Source organism: Actinomyces sp. 432 (assembly GCF_009930875.1).
In the GTDB taxonomy this organism is placed as follows: Bacteria; Actinomycetota; Actinomycetes; order Actinomycetales; family Actinomycetaceae; genus Actinomyces.
Genome location: NZ_CP025249.1, coordinates 2,718,429 through 2,736,061 on the forward strand (window position 1 = coordinate 2,718,429; position 17,633 = coordinate 2,736,061).

The window sequence follows — 17,633 nt, forward strand, 5'->3', positions numbered from 1 at the left end:
ACAACATGACCACCGCAGAACGATCCGCCAACACTACGCACCGCACTCCGAGGCGATGGAAAGCCATCGGCTTCATTCTCCCTATTCTCATTTCAGTATTACTTACTTGGCTTGGCGTCAACGACTTTCGACTATTTCAGCACACCCCACCTCCGTCCATTTCCTCCACGTCAACACATCTCATCGGCGGCGCCACGGCACCGGTGGAAGTAACCATACTGGAGGGAAATAGCATTGACATTAGTTGGACCGTCGTCGAGGATCCAGACGTATACAGCTATGATGTAACCGTCGTAGCTGTACACCCTTTACGGTATACTTACTCAATCCCCCGCTATTCGGGCGACAGGGACGTCAACGAAAGACACTACCCCGTCGACTATCTGAGCCAGATTCTTGAGGACGAAGGGCGCGCCGAGCGGATTGAAGATGGCCAGGTATGGCACATCTGCGTTCAGGCCATGAAGAAGCAACCGCTCAATACACCCATCGACGAATATATCATCCCCGGAACCAAGGCTTGCAGCAATGACTTCACTATGCCGTGAATGCACCATGGCAGTCATGCCCGCCGTCGCACATCACCTATTCGCCCACAACATAAATGCTCACACGCCCGATATCATGCGGGTTTAGACGTACAGTGTTGCACTCCTTCTTCTCACTTTCACTGCGGCGATCTTGTATGTCGGCTTGCAATACACCCGTGTGCACCGAGGTAGACCAGCCAAAGGCCTTTTGCCGAGGACGGCCGTGCCGGAGGAGTCGATGCCCGCAGCGTCGTTGAAGTCGGCTGCAGCACTGCTCGACCAGGCCGATCCGAGCTCCTCACCAGAGGTGGACCAGGAGACCGGCCTGCACCTGCTGCGCATCGGCCGCCCGTTCACTGCGGAAGAGGTCGCCGGATTCCTCGCCGAGGGCCACTCAATGCGCTGCCGCACGGGCCCCCGCCATCGAGCTGCCTCACCACACCCCGCGGTACAGGCCGCCGTCGTCCAGGGCGGGGGCGGTGCCGTGCACCTCGGCCCGCCCCAGGCAGTTCGCGCACAGCGGGTAGATGTGGACCACGTCGTCGCGCGAGTCGATGATGTCGTTGACACGTTCGCGTACCTCGTCAAGTTCACCGCCCTCCAGCCGCAGTTGGAACACTGATTCCTGAATCCGGTAGCCCCAGGCCTCCAGGGCCGCTGCCAGGCGGGTACGGCGCGAGTCAGCCGACACGTCGTAGGCGAGGATGACGATCATCGCCATGCCGCACCGGTCCACTCGTAGCCTGGCTCGGTGATGGCTCGTCCCAGCAGCTGCGCCTGGTGGTGAATGTGCCGCCGCCAGGTACCCGCGAACCCGGGCAACGCACCCTTGACCTGGCGCTGCAGAGTCGCCTCGTAGCCATCCACAAGCGCCTTTTTGCCCTCCGGCCCGAGCCACACTCCCTCCCCATCCGGTGAATCAATGGCGTGCTCGGGTCGCAGACGCTGGGAGCGCAGCAGCGCCATGACGGTGCGGTCCACGAGCAGCGGCCGGAACTCCTCCATCAGGCCCAGGGACAGGCTGGGCCGTTTATCGGTGGAGGCGTGCAGCACGCCCAGCGAGGGCTCCAGCCCGGCCGCTATCAGCGCGCCGGTGCATTCGGCCAGCAGGATCGCGTACGCATAGGAGAAGGCCGCGTTGGCCAAGTCCTTGGGCGGGCGCCGACTGCGTCCCTGGAAGGCGACGTCCTCGGGCACCAGCCGGGACAGTGCCTCGAAGTACCCGGTCGACGCAGCCCCCTCCAGGCCCATCAGCTCGTCGGTGTCGGCGGCGTGAGCGACGTCCTCGGACAGCTGCCGGATAGCGGTACATGCCCCGCCGATGTCGGCCCCGCTGTCACGCCTGCCGATGCGGTGTAGTACGCCGATCTGATGGCGCAGCTTGGCCCGCACGATGGCGCGGGCAAGCGGAAGGCGAGCGCCGTCGTCGGCGGCGAAGGCGGCCTGAGTGAGCAGACGCCGAGCGTTGGCGGTGTCCCGTAGGCCGGAGAGCTGCCCCAGGTAGCTGCCGCGCCGGGACAGGAAGACGACGTCGATGTCGTTGTACAGCGCCCACGAGCGCGCCCCGGCGGATAGGCCCACGGCGCCGGTGAGCACGATCCGGCTGACGGCCTGCCGCGGGATGGAGACCTGCGGGAGTCCGTCGGCGCCGTCGACGATCAGCCGCCCTTTGGTCACGTGCAGTCGTGCGCCGTCGCGGCCAACGTAGACGACCTTGTCCGGGTTGGGGCGGCCCTTGATGTCGTGGTGGGGGTCGACCGCAGGGCGGTGCGGGAGAAGTCGACTCCGAGGTAGCAGAAGCCCTCGTCGAAGGTGGTCATCGTGGTCTTCTCCTGGTTCAGGCTCAGCCCGTGGGCGGCGACCCGGGAGTTGAGCAGGCCGTATGCGGACAGCAGGTCGTCTTCGGTGGGGACGCATACGACGATGTCGTCGGCGAAGCGGGCGTAGCCGTAGCCGGCGTCGCAGAGCGCCGTATCAACGTCGGCCAGGGCCAGGTTCGCCAGCAGGGGCGACAGGCAGGAGCCCTGGGCGATGCCGCGGCCCCGCACGCGCCGCTCACCATGGGCGCGACGGGGCCGCGCGAGCAGCCGGATCAGGTTGAGGGTCCGGGTGCATCGCAGCGCCGGGGAGAGCACGGTGAGGGCGTCCTCGACGTCGGCATTGGGGAAGTAGTCCTCAACGTCGGTGCGCAGCACGTACTTGTAGCCGTCGTCGCGGAGGGTGGCGAGTAGGTCGATGGCGTCATCGGTGCCGATACCGGTGCGGTAGGCGAAGGAGCACGTCGACATCAATAGGTCGGCGGTGTGTGCGATCGTGTCCAGGACGGCCCGCTCGACGATCCGGTCGCGGATGGAGGGGATGTGCAGTGCTCGCGTCTGTCCGGGCTCACGTTTGGGGATGTCCAGTCGCATGAACGGTTCAGGAACGTAGGTGCCGTCGCGCAGGGAAGTCGAAAGCTCGGTGAGGAAATTATCGAGGTCTCCAACGATGGCGCGCGTCTGCTTCTGGAGCATGCCGTCACGGGCATCTCTGGCCAACACGGTCTCCCAGGCGGCGGTCGGTGTCTCGACCGAGCTGATGCGCTCGTATAGGGAGTTGGGGGTCACCTCCTGCGGCGCCGCGCCCGCGGGCTCGGTCGCCAGGAGGGAACGCCTGGCAAGCGGCGGCAGGTCCTGGCCGAGGAACTGATCCCGGCGCCGGGCTTGGAATTCGTCATTGCGGCGGCGTCTGTGCCGATTCAATGAGTGGGGCATCCGGGCACACCGGCACCCACCGTCCGCCCTCTGGGGCGCCCACCGTTGTCCCTCGAAAGAGCCGGGTGGTGGGCGGGACTTGACGGTTCGTACCTTCTGATCGACACTTCGTACCTTTGTTCGACGCACCACAGGGTACGAACCGTCATCACAATTGCCGAAGCGTCGGGGCGAAGTGCCGAACCGTCAGGTCCCGGGACACGCCCAGACCGCCACACCCGCAAACGCGAGCACCCATTTGGCCGGCCCCTGCGCGGCTGCCCGGCGAAACCGTACGTTCGAGCATGCAAGACGGCCTAGACCACCACGGTCATACCGGTTATACTTGGCGTGTGAAGACGGCAGTATCCATTCCAGACCCGGTGTTCCAGGAAGCCGAAGAACTTGCGCGGCGCCTCGGATGGAGCCGGTCGCAGCTGTACACGAAGGCCGTCCACGATCTGATAGTTCGCTACAGCGATGATCCTGTGACTGAAGCTCTCAACGCCCTCGAAGACGTCGAGGCGGCGCAGGCGCCGTTAACACCGGCCAGGAAACTCATCGAGTCGGGAGCATGGTCTTGGTAGCTCGAGGGGAAGTCTGGTGGCTCGACTTTGGCGACCCCATCGGCTCGGAACCCGGTTACCTCAGGCCCGCCTTGATCGTGTCCTCGGACCGGTTCAACCGATCCCACATAGCCACCGTCATCGTGTCAGCGATAACCAGCAACCTGCGCCTGGCAGCGGCGCCGGGCAACGTCGAGTTGGAGCGCGGCGAGGCGGGCCTGCCCAAGCAGTGTGTCGTCAACGTCTCGCAAACTCTTGTTGTCGACCGTTCCAGGTTGAACACCCGCATTGGCGCTGCCCCCATGCACATTCTCGCCCGCGTGGACGATGGACTTCGGCTGGTGCTGGACCTTTAGACGCAGACCCGCGGCGGGCACCGGCATAAGGTAACGCGACTTGCCTGGGAGGTGCCCGCAGGCCCGACTCGTCTCACTTCAGCGCCCTGAATTCGGGGGCTCTTCCGGTTTGAGGGTGTGCTGTCTGGCGCGCGTGGGGCGAGTGCCGCTCTGCTCACCTGCGGGCACTTCGACCGACAGCGACAATCGCTGCCGCACATCCTGGTGAGCGGAGGCCGGAAAAGTGCCCGGATTCGGGACAACCGCCACACACGTGGGCGATAGTGCTGTCTGGGAGCCTGCCGCCCGCGGGTGTGTGCTGATTCCTCCGACGAACGCGCGTCACCGTGAGACGAAGATGGCGGTGTACCCACGTCTGAGTCCATTGCCGTTGTCTCTTTGTTGAGCGGTGGCCCAACCCACACTGGTGGTAGGGCCGCCAACGCGAGTTGGTTGGGCGTTCGGGCGGTAGACGGCTCGCCGTTGCCATTGATTCCGCCCGGCAGCGGCCGAGGGTGTCAAAATCGATGACAAACGGTGCCGACGACGTCGGCAGCTGCGGACAAATCGTTGGAATCATGCAGCCTTCGGATCGGGGTTAGCGCGCGCGTGAGGCGTTTGTCATCGATTTTGACACCATGCCCCACGGCGGGCGTCGCGCATACCACCCTCCCCGAGCAGCCTGAATGCACCTCGAGGTGCGAGGTGCTTCCTGACGTCTGACCGGCCGACTTGCGGCGGATCCAAAGATTTTGTCTTAAAGGACCTTAAGGTGCGAGGTGCTTCCTGACCCGCTGCTGCCGAGGCCCGCGAAGCCAAGGCGGAGGTGTCTTAATGCACCTTGAGGTGCGAGGTGCTTCCTGACGCAGCACCTGTGGTACCTCGCCAACGACGGCGAGGACAGTCTTAATGCACCTTGAGGTGCGAGGTGCTTCCCGACCTCCGCCAAGAACCCGCAGCTCGGCGTTCAGTACTCGTCTTAATGCACCTTGAGGTGCGAGGTGCTTCCCGACGGGAGACGATCGAGCCTAACTGGATTCGCGCTATTGTCTTAATGCACCTTGAGGTGCGAGGTGCTTCCCGACCCCAAAGAAGGAGGGGCGCTCATGAGCGTCATGATCGTCTTAATGCACCTTGAGGTGCGAGGTGCTTCCTGACTTGGCTGCCTCGCGCACCTCTGCACCTCACGTATCGGTCTTAATGCACCTTGAGGTGCGAGGTGCTTCCTGACGTGGGCGGGTGCACCCGCACCCGCACCCGCAGTCTTAATGCACCTTGAGGTGCGAGGTGCTTCCTGACGCTGGACAATAAGGTTTATTACGAGAAGCGCAGGAGGTCTTAATGCACCTTAAGGTGCGAGGTGCTTCCTGACAAAAAGAGGGCTGCCCTTTTAGCTGATGATCCTCAACGTCTTAATGCACCTTAAGGTGCGAGGTGCTTCCTGACGATCATTGCGTTTCTGGAGGAGTTTGTTCGCACAGGTCTTAATGCACCTTAAGGTGCGAGGTGCTTCCTGACTTACGGTCTACCTGCCTTCGGAACTCCGCATTGCGTCTTAATGCACCTTGAGGTGCGAGGTGCTTCCTGACCCCTACCCCTGGAAACCGCGCCATACCGCCACTTCCAGGCTCGAGATCGCCACCGACCCCGCAAGCACCCCACGGGACCGACTAGCACCAAGCCAAAACTACCACCTTTCGTTGAAAACAAGCCAAGCGCCACCGACACCCCTCCGACCCCCTCCAGCCACCAACTTTCAACGAAGTCATGCGGAAAAGTCGAGGTCAAAACGTACCACACTTTGTACCGTAGACTGAATTGTGACCCACAGGAGCGCACCACACCAACCCCACACACCCCAACTGCATCACACGCCACACCCGCAACCGGCCCTCTCGCCACCTCCAGGCCTCCCCGCCGCACCGACGCCACCGAGCCCGCCCCAGCGCACCTCCCGCCACCTGCAGCCTCCTCAAACTCCGGGCCACGAATACCATCCGCCATCCAATATCCACCCCACGCAATTGCACCTTCTGTTCAGGCACCACGCCTTGCAACACCGCCCCGCCCCTACGCAATCGGTGCCAAGATGTTCCCGGTACGGCAACCTGACTACGGCAACCTGACCGTACCGTCGCAGCACGCAGAGCCGTCATGTACGCACCGATCCGAGGAGAGGCAGACGCCTATGCCCAGCACCGTCTTCCTCCGGTTCGACGCCCCCGACGCGTTCTCCCTGACCCCGCGCCGCCTACACGCCGCCTGGGGCCGGGTGCTCGAGCTCCCCGAGGGCATCTCCCCCGAGCGGGCGGCTCGGCTCCCCTCCCTCGCAGCCAGGCCCCCGCACAATCTGCACGGCCCCAAGCCCTTCAGCGTCGGCCAGATGACCGAACAGCCGGGCATGATCGGCGCGGAACTGCGCCTGCTCGACGACCGCCTGCTGGACAACCTCGACGGCTGGCTGGCCTGGGGCGGCGTTCTCCCCCTCGGCGACGGCACCCAGGAAGGCACGGCACTCATCGTCGCCGCCGAGGCACAGATCCTGGAACGCGTCTCCTGGGAGGAACTGGCGGAAGACGACGCCTCCACCACCTGGAACATCACGCTGCTGAGCCCCACCGTGTTCACCTCCCACGGCCGCCACATCCCCGGAGTCACCCCCGCCCAGCTCGCCACGAGTCTGCACGCCCGCTGGCACGCCTGGTCCCCCGAGACTCAGCCGCCGCAGCTCCATCCCGACGAGCTCGGCGTGCTCACCATGCAGGACCACACTGAGTCGGTGCGCGTGAGCCTCGGCATGCCGCGTGCCGACCGGCGCGGGCGCCTGACTGCCCGTTCCATCCTCGCCACGGAGGGCTCGCTGCGCATCAGCGGCGTCGCCGGCGCCGCCACCACCCGTGTCTTCTCCCGGCTGATGTCGCTGGCCCGCTTCACCAACGTCGGCTCACACGCCGCCTACGGCATGGGCACGCTCGACGTCGTCGCCGAGCCCTGACCCGCTGGGCCAGCATTACCGCCGCGCGCCTACTGACCCAACGCGCCCGGCGCCCGCACGCCCCGGTCGGCCTCAGCCGCCGTAGACCTCCGGGCGCAGGGTGCCGATGAAGGGCAGGTTGCGGTACTTCTCCGCATAGTCCAGCCCGTAGCCGACCACGAACTCGGTGGGGATGTCGAAGCCGACGTACTTGACGTCCACCTCCACCTTCGCGGCCTCCGGCTTGCGCAGCAGGGTGGCGATCTCCACGCTGGCGGCGCCACGGCTGGACAGGTTCCCCAGCAGCCAGGACAGGGTAAGCCCGGAGTCGATGATGTCCTCCACCACCAGCACGTGCCGGCCGGTCAAGTCCGCGTCCAGGTCCTTCAGGATGCGCACCACCCCGCTGGACTTGGTGCCCGAACCGTAGGAGGACACCGCCATCCAGTCCATCGGCGCCGACCGGTGCAGCCGCCGGGACAGGTCCGCCATCACATACACGGCTCCCTTCAGCACGCCCACCAGCAGCAGGTCGCGGCCGGCATAGTCGGCGTCGATCTGGGCGGCCATCTCATCCAGCCGCTGGTTGATCTCCTCCTCGGTGATAAGCACCTGCTGCAGGTCCTGCCCCATGTCCGCGGCATCCATATGTGCGCCTCCTCGTAGTCCGGTGATTCTCCGGCAAGCAACTTGCGGGGGCTGGGGCGGCGTCGGGCTGACGCGCAAGCCTCGGCCTCACCCGCATCTTTTCACACCTCCCCCGCCGACGCCGGGCCGGATGGCCCGGATCCGGCCGCGCACCCCGCCCGGCACTCGCCCACGGGCATCCCACCCCGTCGGCATCCCCGTAGACCGCCCGGCCACGCCGGCCGTCACGGCCGTCACAGCCCCAGCACGGCGGCGCTAAAGCCCCATGCGCTCGATCCAGGCCTCGGGGCGGCAGATCTCCTCCGGCCGCGGCAGATTCGCCGGCTCCCGCCACACCACGTTCAGCCCCGCATGCCCCACCCGGCCGACGACGCCGCGCACGAAGGCCGCGCCGTCCACATACTGCGCCTGCTTGGCCTCCACGCCCAGCAGCCGCTCCAGCGCCGTGCCCGCCGCACTCCCGCGGGAGTGCCCCAGCACCGCGCGCAGCCGGTGCACCGAGGGCATACGGCTGGGCTCCACGGCGTCGAGCACTGCCTCGGCATGCCCCTCAAGCAGCGCCATGGTGGCGGCGACGGCGGACAGCCGGGCACGCTCCTGCGCACCCAGCCGATCGGTAAGCAGCGGAGAAGGCTCACCCTCCACCGTGCCCGTGCGCGCCGCCTCACGCACGGCCCGGGCCAGGCGGGCCACGCCCGCCGGCTCGCCTGAGGCCGCAGGCCCCATGAGCGCGGTGGCTACATCTGTCACCTGTGCGGCCAAGTACTCCACCAGCCAGGGGGCGGCCGCCAGCTGGAGGACGTGGGCGGACTCGTGCAGCGCCACCCAGGCGGGCAGGTCCAGCCGGTCCAGATCCCGCTCCCGCTGAAGGCGGAGCACATTCGGTGCCACCAGCAGCATGCGCGGCGCATTCGACCCCGCGCGCGGTGCGGCCTCCGCCCGCGTTCCCGCGCCCGCGCCCGCCCCGGCTCCCCACGCCCCAGGCAGTACCTGCCCCAGCACGCGGGTGGACACCAGTCCGAGCAGTCCCGCCACTGCAGCAGTCACCGCGGCGCGGCCGGCGGCGCGCGCAGCCGGGTCGAGCGGCCCGAGCTGCGTGGCCGAATCCGGAACCTGCCCCATAAGGGCACGCAGGGCCTCAATGTTGGCCCGCTGCAGCCCGACGCGGTCCACCACCAGCACCGTGGTGGTATCCGCGGCCTGCCGGGCCGCCCGGGTCAGCCCGGTGATCTGCGCGGCCCACGGCAGAGCGTCCTGCGCACTGCGGCGCAGCAGCGCGACGGCACTGCGGCGAGTCGCCCCGGGCGCGTGCGGCCCCGCGGGAGTAGCCACCCGTGCCAGCCGCAGCGCGCCCTCCCAGTCGACGCCGTCCGCGGCACTGCGAGGGGCCCCGGCCCCACTCCCGCGCGCGCCACTGCGAGCGCCCCCGGAGCCGGCACGCCCTCGCCCGGCCCCACGCAGAGCAGCCCCGAGAACCGGCCCGCCGTGCGTCCCGCTCACCCGTTCAGCCCCCGCACCCGCAGGCCGCCAGCGGAGTGAGCAAGGCGTCGTCAATGGCCAGCCGGGCCGAGTACAGCCCGCCCTCCTCAAAGCCGTCCACGATCACGCTGAAGGCCAGCAGGCGCCCGTCGGCGGTGACCACCGTGCCGGTCAGGGACGCGACCGTGTCCAGGGAGCCGGTCTTGGCGCGTACGGCGCCCGCGCCGGCAGTACCCACGTACCGGTCATCCAGCGTCCCGTCCAGGCCGCCTACCGGCAGGGCGGCGATGAGGCTGCGCCCGGCGGTGCCGGCGTCGTCGGCCGCCGCCCGGGCGATGATCTGGGCCAGTAGCCGTGCGGGCACCTGATTGCCCAGAGCCAGCCCGCAGGAGTCGAGCATGGTCACTCCGGAGGTGTCAAAGCCATCTGCCTGCAGCTGCCCCAGCACGGCCCGGGTGGCGCCGGCGAAACTGGCCTCCTCACCGGCGGCAAGGGCGACCAGTCTGCCCTCCACCTCGGTCATGGTGTTGTCGGAGGCCTTCAGGGAGACGGACAGGATGTCCGCCAGCGGCGCGGACTCCACGGCCGCCAGCTCGGTGGCCTCCGCACCCGCCGCCGACCGGCTGACTGCCCCCGTAACCTCGATGCCGGCGCCCCGCAGGTGATCGGCGAAGACCCCGGCGGCATCCAGGGCGGGGTCGGCCGGGTACCCTCCGGAGGGGTATGCGGTCACGTCCAGCATCAGCGGCTGGATCGGCGCCACCCAGGACTCGTTGCCCGAGGCCCAGGCGTCATTCCAGGTGGGCCCGGTGAACAGCGTGTCATCCAGGGCCACGCTCACGCTGGTGACGCCCTGCTCCTTGAGCTGCGCGGCGGCCTGGCGGGCCAGGTCGCCCAGGCCAGCCCGCCCGACGGCGGCGTCGGGATCGCCGGCGTCCTCGGCCAGCAGGACGTCCCCGCCACCCACGAGGGTGACGGTGCTGCCGTCCAGGACTGCGGTGGTTCGCAGGGTGTGGTCGGCGCCCATCAGGGACAGGGCGGCCCAGGCCACCGGGACCTTGTTGGAGGATGCCGGCGTCAAAGGTGCGCCGGCACCGTGGTCCACCAGCTCCCGGCCGCTGGCCACGTCCACGATTGACACCCCCGTGGTGGCCTTCCCGACGCGCTCGTCCCCGGCCAGCGCATTGGCCAGGGCGGCCAGCTCGCCGGCGTCGGGAACGGGCGCGTCCGCGGCCAGGCCGGGGGCGGCGTCGGGCTCCCTGGCGGCGGCGGAGGCGGTGGGGAAGGGCTGGACCGCGTAGTCGGCGGGCGAGGCGGTCAGCACGCCGGGCACCAGGTCGAGGGCGTCGGCCAGGCCGTAGTAGGCGCCGACGACGACGAGCGTGGCGGCCGTCAGGGCTGCGATTTGGGCCTTATGCACGGCTCCTCCGATGATCTGGCGGGCGTATGGGTTGCTGTGGGCGGTGTTGTAGGCGGTGCCTGTGCGGCGCGCCGCGGACGCAAAGCGGGCCAGCTCCGGGGCCGGCCGCATGGCTTTGCCCTCCGGATGCGCCGTCGTAGTCCACACTAGTGCTATCGGACCGGCCCTTCCGGCGCGACGCCGTCCCCGTCGTGTCGCGGGCCGGCCGGCGGCCCGAGCGCTCGGGGCACCCAGACAAGCAGGCAACGCAAGATACGGAGACAGCCGTGGAATTCGACGTGACGATTGAGATCCCCAAGGGTAACCGCAACAAGTACGAGCTCGACCACACCACCGGGCGCATCAAGCTGGACCGGATGCTGTTCACCTCCACCCGCTACCCGGACGACTACGGGTTCATCGACAACACCCTGGGCGAGGACGGGGACCCGCTTGACGCGCTGGTGCTGCTGGAGGAGCCCACCTTCCCCGGCTGCCTCATCCGCTGCCGCGCCCTGGGCATGTTCCGCATGCGCGACGAGAAGGGCGGGGATGACAAGGTCCTGTGCGTGCCCGCAAGCGACCAGCGGGCCTCCTGGCGCACCGACATCGAGGATGTCTCCGAGTTCCACCGCCTGGAGATCCAGCACTTCTTCGAGGTGTACAAGGACCTCGAGCCCGGCAAGAGCGTGGAGGGCGCCCACTGGGTCGGCCGCGAGGAGGCGGAGGCGGAGATCCGCCTGTCCTACGAGCGCGAGGCCGCCCGCATCGCCCGCGAGGGGCACTGAGCGAACGCGAGCGGGCGCGGCACCGGGGCCGCGCCCGCTCGGCCTGCCCAGCCGGGTCGGCGCTCAGCTGCGCCGCCGCCCGCCGCATGGCCCGCGGCAGCTCGCGCGCGGCATGGTCGTCGGCCTCAGGGGCGCACGGCGTAGGGCATGGCGCCGGAGTAGCGCATGGAGGTCACGCGCACGGTGTAGCCGAAGGTAGGCGCCTCGATCATCTGCCCGTTGCCCAGGTACATGGCCACGTGGTAGATGCCGGACTGGGTGCCGTTGGAGGACCAGAAGACCAGGTCGCCGGGTTGCGCGCTGCCCAGCGGGATCAGTGTGCCCTGCCCGTACTGGGCCCTGGAGGAATGGGTCAGGTAGACGCCCGCCGCACGGTAGGACAGCATCGTCAGGCCCGAGCAGTCCACGCCGCCATAGGACTCGCCCGCCCAGACATAGGGCACCCCGATGTAGGTGTAGGCGGCGGCGATGGCCGTGCTGGCAGCGGCACCGCCCGACGCCGATGCGTTGGAGGCCGTCGCGGTCTGCCGCGTGCTCTGGGAGGCGCCCCCGGAGGAGCTCGCCCCCGAGGAGCCCCCGGAAGAGGAGGAGCCGGACGACGCACTCCCGGAGGAACCGGAGCCGGATGAGGAGCTACCGGAGGAGCCCCCGGAAGAGGAGGATCCTGACGAGGAGGATCCCGATGAAGTCCCCCCGCCGGAGGAGGACTGCGACTGCTGGCCCTGGGACGACGACGCCCCGGAGGAGCCGGAGGACTGCTCACCCGAACCCGAGTTCGCGGAGCCCTCGGAGGAGCCGGAGGGAGCCGGCGTGCTCTGCTCGGCGCTGCGGGCCGCCTCAGCCTGAGCTGCCTGCTCGCGAGCCGCCTGCTCGGCCGCCTCCTTGGCGGCGGCCTCCTCCCGCGCCTTGCGCTCCGCCTCCAGCTGCTCCTGGTAGGCGGTCTCCAGCTCAACCGTCGTATTGCGCTGCTCGGCGAGCTGGGCGATGAGGCCGGCGCGTTCGGTCTCGGCGGAGGCCTGGGCCGCCTGCGCCGCAGTGGCGGCGGCGTCGGCATCGGCCTTGGCGGTGGCGGCAGTGTCAGCGGCGGCCTGCTTCGCCTCGACCTTGGAGTCGGCGATGGACTGCATCGTGTCCGCGACCGCCTGCAGCGCCTCCACGCTCTGCAGCTGGGAGTCCGTGTCCTCCCCGGCGCGTTCGAGCGCGACACTGACGTCGGTGACGTCGCCGAGGGTCTGACTGGACAGGTAGGGGGCCAGGGCGTCCAGGGTGCCTGCACTGCCCTGCTCGTAGGTCTCGGCGACGACGGCGCCCAGGTCCGTGCGGGCCTCCGCCGTCTCCGCGGCGGCGTCATCCGCCCGGGACTGCGCGTTCTCGGCGTCGGTGGTGGCCGCATCCAGCTCGTCAAGCGCGGTGAGGTAGTCCTCATTGGCCGCAGCGGCCTCGACCTCGGCGGCGGCGGTCTTGACACTCAGCTGCGCCAAGGACGCCTCCAGCGAGGCGATGGAGGCGGCGGTTGCCTGCTCCGCTGACTTGGCGCGGTCGATGTCATCCTGGGTCACTTCATCAGCAACAGCCGGGGTGAACGTGACGGCGAGTGCGAGGGCCGCGGCGGTGAGGCTCGCGCGCAGGGGTGCGCTGGGGCGGCGCGGGCGATGGGTCGTGCTCACAAGATCTCCGTACGTATTCCGGCGCGCCTCCTTGACCGACGCAGACCGGGTGTCCTCGCATACCGTACCCATCAACGCCCGCAAGAGAAACAAGAACATCATATTTCACAACCGTCACAGAGGCCCTCACACGTACCACCAGCCCCGGAATACAGCGGATCCGCGACACGCTCCGCAATTGCGTGACGTTCGTCATACCCAACTCTGAGGTAGCGTTTCTCCCACAGGTCCGGCCACCTCCGGCCCGCCCACGGTCCCGGTGGTTCCGCCTGCTGACACGTCCGCCGGCGATGCCGTCGCTGCGGGCGCCGTCGGTACCGCCCTCGATTCCGCCATTGATCAAGGAGTTCTCATGGCAGAGGCCCCGTCCAGCACCCCGGGACACGTCCCCTCCCCCGCAGACCCGACCGGCTGGCGCTTCGAAACCATGCAGGTCCAGGCCGGCCACACACCCGACTCCGACACCGGTGCCAGGGCCATCCCGATCTACCAGTCGACCTCCTTCGTCTTCCCCGACGCCCAGGAAGCCGCCAACCGCTTCGAGCTGAAGTCCCTGGGCCCCATCTACACCCGCCTCGACAACCCCACCAACCAGATCGTGGCCCGCCGCATCGCCGCCCTGGAGGGCGGCATTGGCGCCCACCTGGTGGCCTCGGGCATGGCCGCCCAGGCCCTGACCTTCTTCACCCTGGGCGGGCAGGGAAGCAACATCGTCGCCTCGCCATCCCTGTACGGCGGCACCGTGAACCAGCTGAACCACACCCTGCCCAAGCTGGGCATCGAGACTCGCTTCGTCTCCGACCCCGGTGATCCGGCAGCCTGGGCCGCGCTCGCGGACGAGCGCACCATCTGCTTCTTCGGCGAGTCGATCCCCAACCCCAAGGGAGACATCCTCGATATTGAGCCGATTGCCGACGCCGCCCACGCACTGGGCATCCCACTGGTGGTGGACAACACCGTCGCCTCCCCCTACCTGATCCGCCCCTTCGAGTGGGGGGCCGACATCGTGGTCCACGCGGCCACGAAGTTCCTCGGCGGCCACGGCTCCACCGTGATGGGAGTGATCGTCGACTCCGGCAACTTCGACTTCGCCTCGCAGCCCGAGCGCTTCCCCGAGTTCAACACCCCCGACCCCTCTTACAACGGCCTCGTCTACGCCCGCGACCTGGGCGTGGGCAGCCCCCTGGGCAATATGGCCTTCATCCTGCGGGCTCACACCGCCGGCCAGCGCGACCTCGGCTTCGCCGCGAGCCCCACCGACTCCTTCCTCATTGCGCAGGGCGTGGAGACCCTATCCCTGCGCATGGAGCGGCACGTGGACAACGCACTCGCCGTCGCCAAGTGGTTGGAGGGCCGGCCCGAGGTGGCTGAGGTGCGCTACTCGGGCCTGGAGTCCAGCCCCTACTACGCGCTGCACCGCAAGTACTGCCCGCGCGGTGCAGGCAGCGTCTTCGCCTTCGACCTGGCGGGCGGACGCGAGGCCGGGGCCGCCTTCATCGACGCCCTGTCCCTGTTCTCCAACCTGGCCAACATCGGCGACGTCCGCTCCCTGTGCGTCCACCCGGCCACCACCACGCACTCCCAGCTGTCCGACGCCGAGCTCGCCCGCGCCGGCATCAGTGCCGGCACCGTCCGCCTGAGCATCGGCATTGAGCACGTGGATGACATCATCGCCGACCTGGAGCGGGGCCTGGCCGCCGTCGCCGCGCTCTAGCGTCGCGCCCCGCCCCCACACCGAGACCGGTAGAAATAACCGCCGAGACCGGTAGACGTTACGCACCGAGACCGGTAGACGTTACGCACCGAGACCGGTAGATGTTACGCACCGAGACCGGCGGCACCGCACGTGGAGCGGCCGCACGGCAGCGGCACCGGGCCGACGCTCCACGGCCGCACACTCATGCCGCCCGCACTCGGGCCTCGCTCGCAGACAGCCTCCCCGGCTACCATGACGGCCATGACCGCACCCATTTCGCAGGTGCCCGGGGTCGGCACGGCGACCCTCAAGCTCGTCGACCGCTCGGCGGGCTCTCCGACGGGCGCCTGGCGGCCAGGCGACGACCCCGGCCAGCGCCATTTCCTGGAGATCGGAGACCTCCCGCTGGACTCCGGCGAGATCCTGCCGGAAACGCACCTCGCATTCGAGACCTGGGGAGAGCTCACACCCGCCCGTGACAATGCCGTCCTGGTGCTGCACGCCCTGACCGGCGACTCCCACGTCACCGGCGCGGCCGGCCCCGGGCACCCCACCGCCGGCTGGTGGGACACGCTGGTCGGCCCCGGCCGCGCCATCGACACCGACCGCTACTACGTGGTGGCCGCGAACATTCTGGGCGGCTGCCAGGGCTCCACCGGCCCCTCCTCCACCGCGCCGGACGGGCGCCCCTGGGGCTCGCGCTTCCCCTGGCTGACCACTCGCGACGCCGTGCGGGCGGAGTCGCGCCTGGCGGACGCCCTCGGCATCGACGCCTTCCACCTGGTCATCGGCGCCTCACTCGGTGGCCACCGCGCCCTGGAGTGGGGCGTCACCCACCCCGAGCGCGTACGCAACCTGGCCCTGGTAGCCACCGGCGCCTCCACCACCGCCGACCAGCTCGCCTGGTGCCACCTGCAGGAGCTGGCCATCGTCGGCGACCCCTACTTCTTCGACGGCGACTACTACAACCACCGCGTCGGCCCCGTCCGCGGCCTCGGCCTGGCCCGCGCCATAGCGCACACCACCTACCGCTCCGCCGGGGAGCTGGACACGCGCTTCGGCCGCGCCCACCAGGGCCAGGAGGATCCCGCCGTCGGCGGCCGCTACCAGATCGAGTCCTACCTGGACCACCACTCCGGCAAGTTGCTGGCACGCTTCGACGCCAACACTTACCTGATCGTCAACCACTCCATGATGGTGCACGACGTCGGTGCCGGGCGCGGCGGTATCCAGGCAGCCCTGAGCACGGTTACCGCCCGCACGCTGGTGGTCGACGTCGACTCCGACCGGCTCTTCCTGCCCGCGCAGGCCGAGGAGCTGGCCGCCGGCATCCCGGACGCGCGCCGCACCACCATCCACTCCCTACACGGGCACGACGGCTTCCTAATTGAGGCCGAGCAGATGGACACCGCCCTGCGAGGCTTCCTGACCGAGGACGAAACGCCCCGGTGAGCACTCCCGCAGCCCCCGCAGGCCCCGAGCACACTGCTCCCACGGAGCCGACGCCGCCCCCACAGCCGGCCCCCGTCGACGCCTGGGGTCTCGACGTACTCGGGCCGGGATTCCGCGCCCGCACGCTGCAGCTGCTGCCGGACGCGGAGGACGACGACGCCGTCGCCACCCTGGTGCACCACGTGCCCGCACTGGACCCGGCTGCCCTGCCCGGGACGCCCACGGTGCCGCGCGTCGCGTTCCTGTACCTGCACGGTTGGAACGACTACTTCTTTCAGGCGCACTTCGCCCGCGAGGTATCGCGCATGGGCGGCGCCTTCTATGCCCTGGACCTGCGCCGCTACGGGCGCTCCCTGCGCGCGGGGCAAATGCTCGGCTGGGTCAACTCCTTGACCGACTACGACGAGGAGATCGGACTGGCCCTGGCCGCCGTCCACGCCGCCGAGGGCTGGGACATGCCCACCGTCCTGTACGGTCACTCCACCGGCGGGCTGGTCGCCTCCCTGTGGGCGGACCGCCACCCGGGGGCGATTTCCGCACTGGTGCTGAACTCCGCCTGGTTGGAGATTCAGGGTTCCGAGCCGGTGCGGCTCGTGGGCGAACCGGTGGTGCGCACGCTCGCCCGTCGCGACCCGCGCATGGTGATACCCACCCGCTCTTATCCGCCCAAGGCGCTCTACTCGCTCGTTGACGGCTGGAGTCCCGAACGAGACGGCCCCCTGCCCGATCCCGCCTGGGCGGATGACCCCTACATCACGGGCTGGAGCGTCGACAGGCGCTGGAAGATGGTCCCGGCCGCCCCCATCCGCCCCGGCTGGCTGCTGGCGATCCTGGCCGGTCAGCGCCGGGTTTCTGAGGGCCTGGACGTGCGCTGCCCGGTCCTGTCCATGGGATCCGCCCGCAGCCACTTGAGCGTGACCTGGACGCCGCAGTCGCGCCAGACCGACACGGTGGTGGACGCGGACGCCACCGCCCACCGCGCAATCGGCCTGGGCAAGCTGGTGACGGTAGCCCGCTTCGACGGCGGCGTCCACGACCTGGTGCTGTCGGCCCCGCCGGTGCGTGAGCAGGTCTACTCCGCGCTGCGCCGCTGGCTGCGCGGTTACGTGCTCACCTGAGGCGCCGGAGCCGGGCGCGTTCCACGCCTACTCCGTGACCGGTGGGGGTAGGCCGGCGTCCGCACTCCCCAGTCGAAAGTAAAAGCAGGGGATGTCCCCGACTTGCGGTCGACATTCGTTCAGGGGCCACTCATCCGACGAACGGAGGCGACCTGGATCACCACTCACACACTATAGAGGCCTGTCAGCCACAGCCGTCTCACCGTCGTTTCCCAGCATTGCAGCGCGCCCCGTCCCCACGGCCCCCAC

The 17,633-nt window shown here is 68.8% G+C and carries 15 protein-coding genes and 1 CRISPR repeat array; of the genes, 8 read left to right on the forward strand and 7 right to left on the reverse strand.

Annotation, left to right across the window (positions count from 1 at the left end):
• Nucleotides 1-5: 5 nt before the first annotated feature.
• Nucleotides 6-548: a hypothetical protein gene (locus CWT12_RS11365; protein ID WP_161924890.1), complete on the forward strand. Its 543-nt coding sequence runs from the start codon at nt 6-8 to the stop codon at nt 546-548.
• Between the two features lie 415 nt (nt 549-963).
• Here CWT12_RS11365 and cas2 read toward each other — a convergent pair whose 3' ends face one another.
• The 3 genes from cas2 to CWT12_RS11380 are packed head-to-tail and all read right to left on the reverse strand — an operon-like array spanning nt 964 to nt 3,136.
• On the reverse strand, nt 964-1,251 hold the full coding sequence (gene cas2 / locus CWT12_RS11370; RefSeq protein WP_161924891.1) for a CRISPR-associated endonuclease Cas2: 288 nt from the start codon (nt 1,249-1,251) through the stop codon (nt 964-966).
• Nucleotides 1,242-2,207: a CRISPR-associated endonuclease Cas1 gene (gene cas1 / locus CWT12_RS11375; RefSeq protein WP_161924892.1), complete on the reverse strand. Its 966-nt coding sequence runs from the start codon at nt 2,205-2,207 to the stop codon at nt 1,242-1,244. Before cas1 ends, cas2 begins: the two co-directional genes overlap by 10 nt.
• Complete coding sequence (locus CWT12_RS11380; protein ID WP_161924893.1) at nt 2,204-3,136, reverse strand: reverse transcriptase domain-containing protein; 933 nt, start codon at nt 3,134-3,136, stop codon at nt 2,204-2,206. The genes cas1 and CWT12_RS11380 overlap by 4 nt, the downstream gene beginning before the upstream one ends.
• A 479-nt stretch (nt 3,137-3,615) precedes the next feature.
• On the opposite strand from CWT12_RS11380, the gene CWT12_RS11385 reads away from it, so the two are divergent.
• The 3 genes from CWT12_RS11385 (at nt 3,616) to cas6 (ending at nt 7,158) form a co-directional block, all read left to right on the forward strand.
• A complete protein-coding gene (locus tag CWT12_RS11385) occupies nt 3,616-3,849 on the forward strand; it encodes a hypothetical protein (RefSeq protein WP_161924894.1) in 234 nt (77 codons plus the stop codon).
• Entirely contained in the window at nt 3,837-4,184 is a 348-nt protein-coding gene (locus CWT12_RS11390; RefSeq protein ID WP_161924895.1) for a type II toxin-antitoxin system PemK/MazF family toxin, read from the forward strand. The genes CWT12_RS11385 and CWT12_RS11390 overlap by 13 nt, the downstream gene beginning before the upstream one ends.
• Before the next feature lie 659 nt (nt 4,185-4,843).
• Nucleotides 4,844-5,748: a CRISPR direct-repeat array (repeat unit 33 nt; unit sequence GTCTTAATGCACCTTGAGGTGCGAGGTGCTTCC).
• 603 nt (nt 5,749-6,351) lie between these two features.
• A complete protein-coding gene (gene cas6, locus CWT12_RS11395) occupies nt 6,352-7,158 on the forward strand; it encodes a CRISPR system precrRNA processing endoribonuclease RAMP protein Cas6 (RefSeq protein WP_161924896.1) in 807 nt (268 codons plus the stop codon).
• A gap of 72 nt (nt 7,159-7,230) precedes the next feature.
• On the opposite strand, the gene hpt is transcribed toward cas6, so the two are convergent.
• From hpt to dacB, 3 genes are all read right to left on the reverse strand, one after another.
• A complete protein-coding gene (hpt, locus tag CWT12_RS11400) occupies nt 7,231-7,785 on the reverse strand; it encodes a hypoxanthine phosphoribosyltransferase (protein WP_161924897.1) in 555 nt (184 codons plus the stop codon).
• Between the two features lie 255 nt (nt 7,786-8,040).
• Nucleotides 8,041-9,246, reverse strand: a complete 1,206-nt coding sequence (locus CWT12_RS11405) for a zinc-dependent metalloprotease (RefSeq protein ID WP_161925466.1) — start codon at nt 9,244-9,246, stop codon at nt 8,041-8,043.
• 43 nt (nt 9,247-9,289) lie between these two features.
• Nucleotides 9,290-10,684: a D-alanyl-D-alanine carboxypeptidase/D-alanyl-D-alanine endopeptidase gene (gene dacB / locus CWT12_RS11410; protein WP_161925467.1), complete on the reverse strand. Its 1,395-nt coding sequence runs from the start codon at nt 10,682-10,684 to the stop codon at nt 9,290-9,292.
• A 266-nt stretch (nt 10,685-10,950) separates the two neighbouring features.
• On the opposite strand from dacB, the gene CWT12_RS11415 reads away from it, so the two are divergent.
• Nucleotides 10,951-11,451: an inorganic diphosphatase gene (locus CWT12_RS11415; RefSeq protein ID WP_161924898.1), complete on the forward strand. Its 501-nt coding sequence runs from the start codon at nt 10,951-10,953 to the stop codon at nt 11,449-11,451.
• Between the two features lie 125 nt (nt 11,452-11,576).
• Here CWT12_RS11415 and CWT12_RS11420 read toward each other — a convergent pair whose 3' ends face one another.
• The gene (locus tag CWT12_RS11420; protein ID WP_237564171.1) at nt 11,577-13,118 is read right to left on the reverse strand and encodes a C40 family peptidase; all 1,542 of its coding nucleotides are present in this window, start codon (nt 13,116-13,118) and stop codon (nt 11,577-11,579) included.
• Nucleotides 13,119-13,470: 352 nt separating this feature from the next.
• Between CWT12_RS11420 and CWT12_RS11425 the strand changes: the two genes are divergently transcribed.
• From CWT12_RS11425 to CWT12_RS11435, 3 genes are all read left to right on the forward strand, one after another.
• On the forward strand, nt 13,471-14,832 hold the full coding sequence (locus tag CWT12_RS11425) for an O-acetylhomoserine aminocarboxypropyltransferase/cysteine synthase family protein (RefSeq protein WP_161924899.1): 1,362 nt from the start codon (nt 13,471-13,473) through the stop codon (nt 14,830-14,832).
• Nucleotides 14,833-15,066: 234 nt separating this feature from the next.
• Nucleotides 15,067-16,266, forward strand: a complete 1,200-nt coding sequence (metX, locus tag CWT12_RS11430) for a homoserine O-acetyltransferase MetX (RefSeq protein ID WP_161924900.1) — start codon at nt 15,067-15,069, stop codon at nt 16,264-16,266.
• Nucleotides 16,263-17,384, forward strand: coding sequence for an alpha/beta hydrolase (locus CWT12_RS11435; protein ID WP_161924901.1), 1,122 nt, complete (start codon nt 16,263-16,265; stop codon nt 17,382-17,384). Before metX ends, CWT12_RS11435 begins: the two co-directional genes overlap by 4 nt.
• The last annotated feature ends 249 nt before the right edge of the window (nt 17,385-17,633 follow it).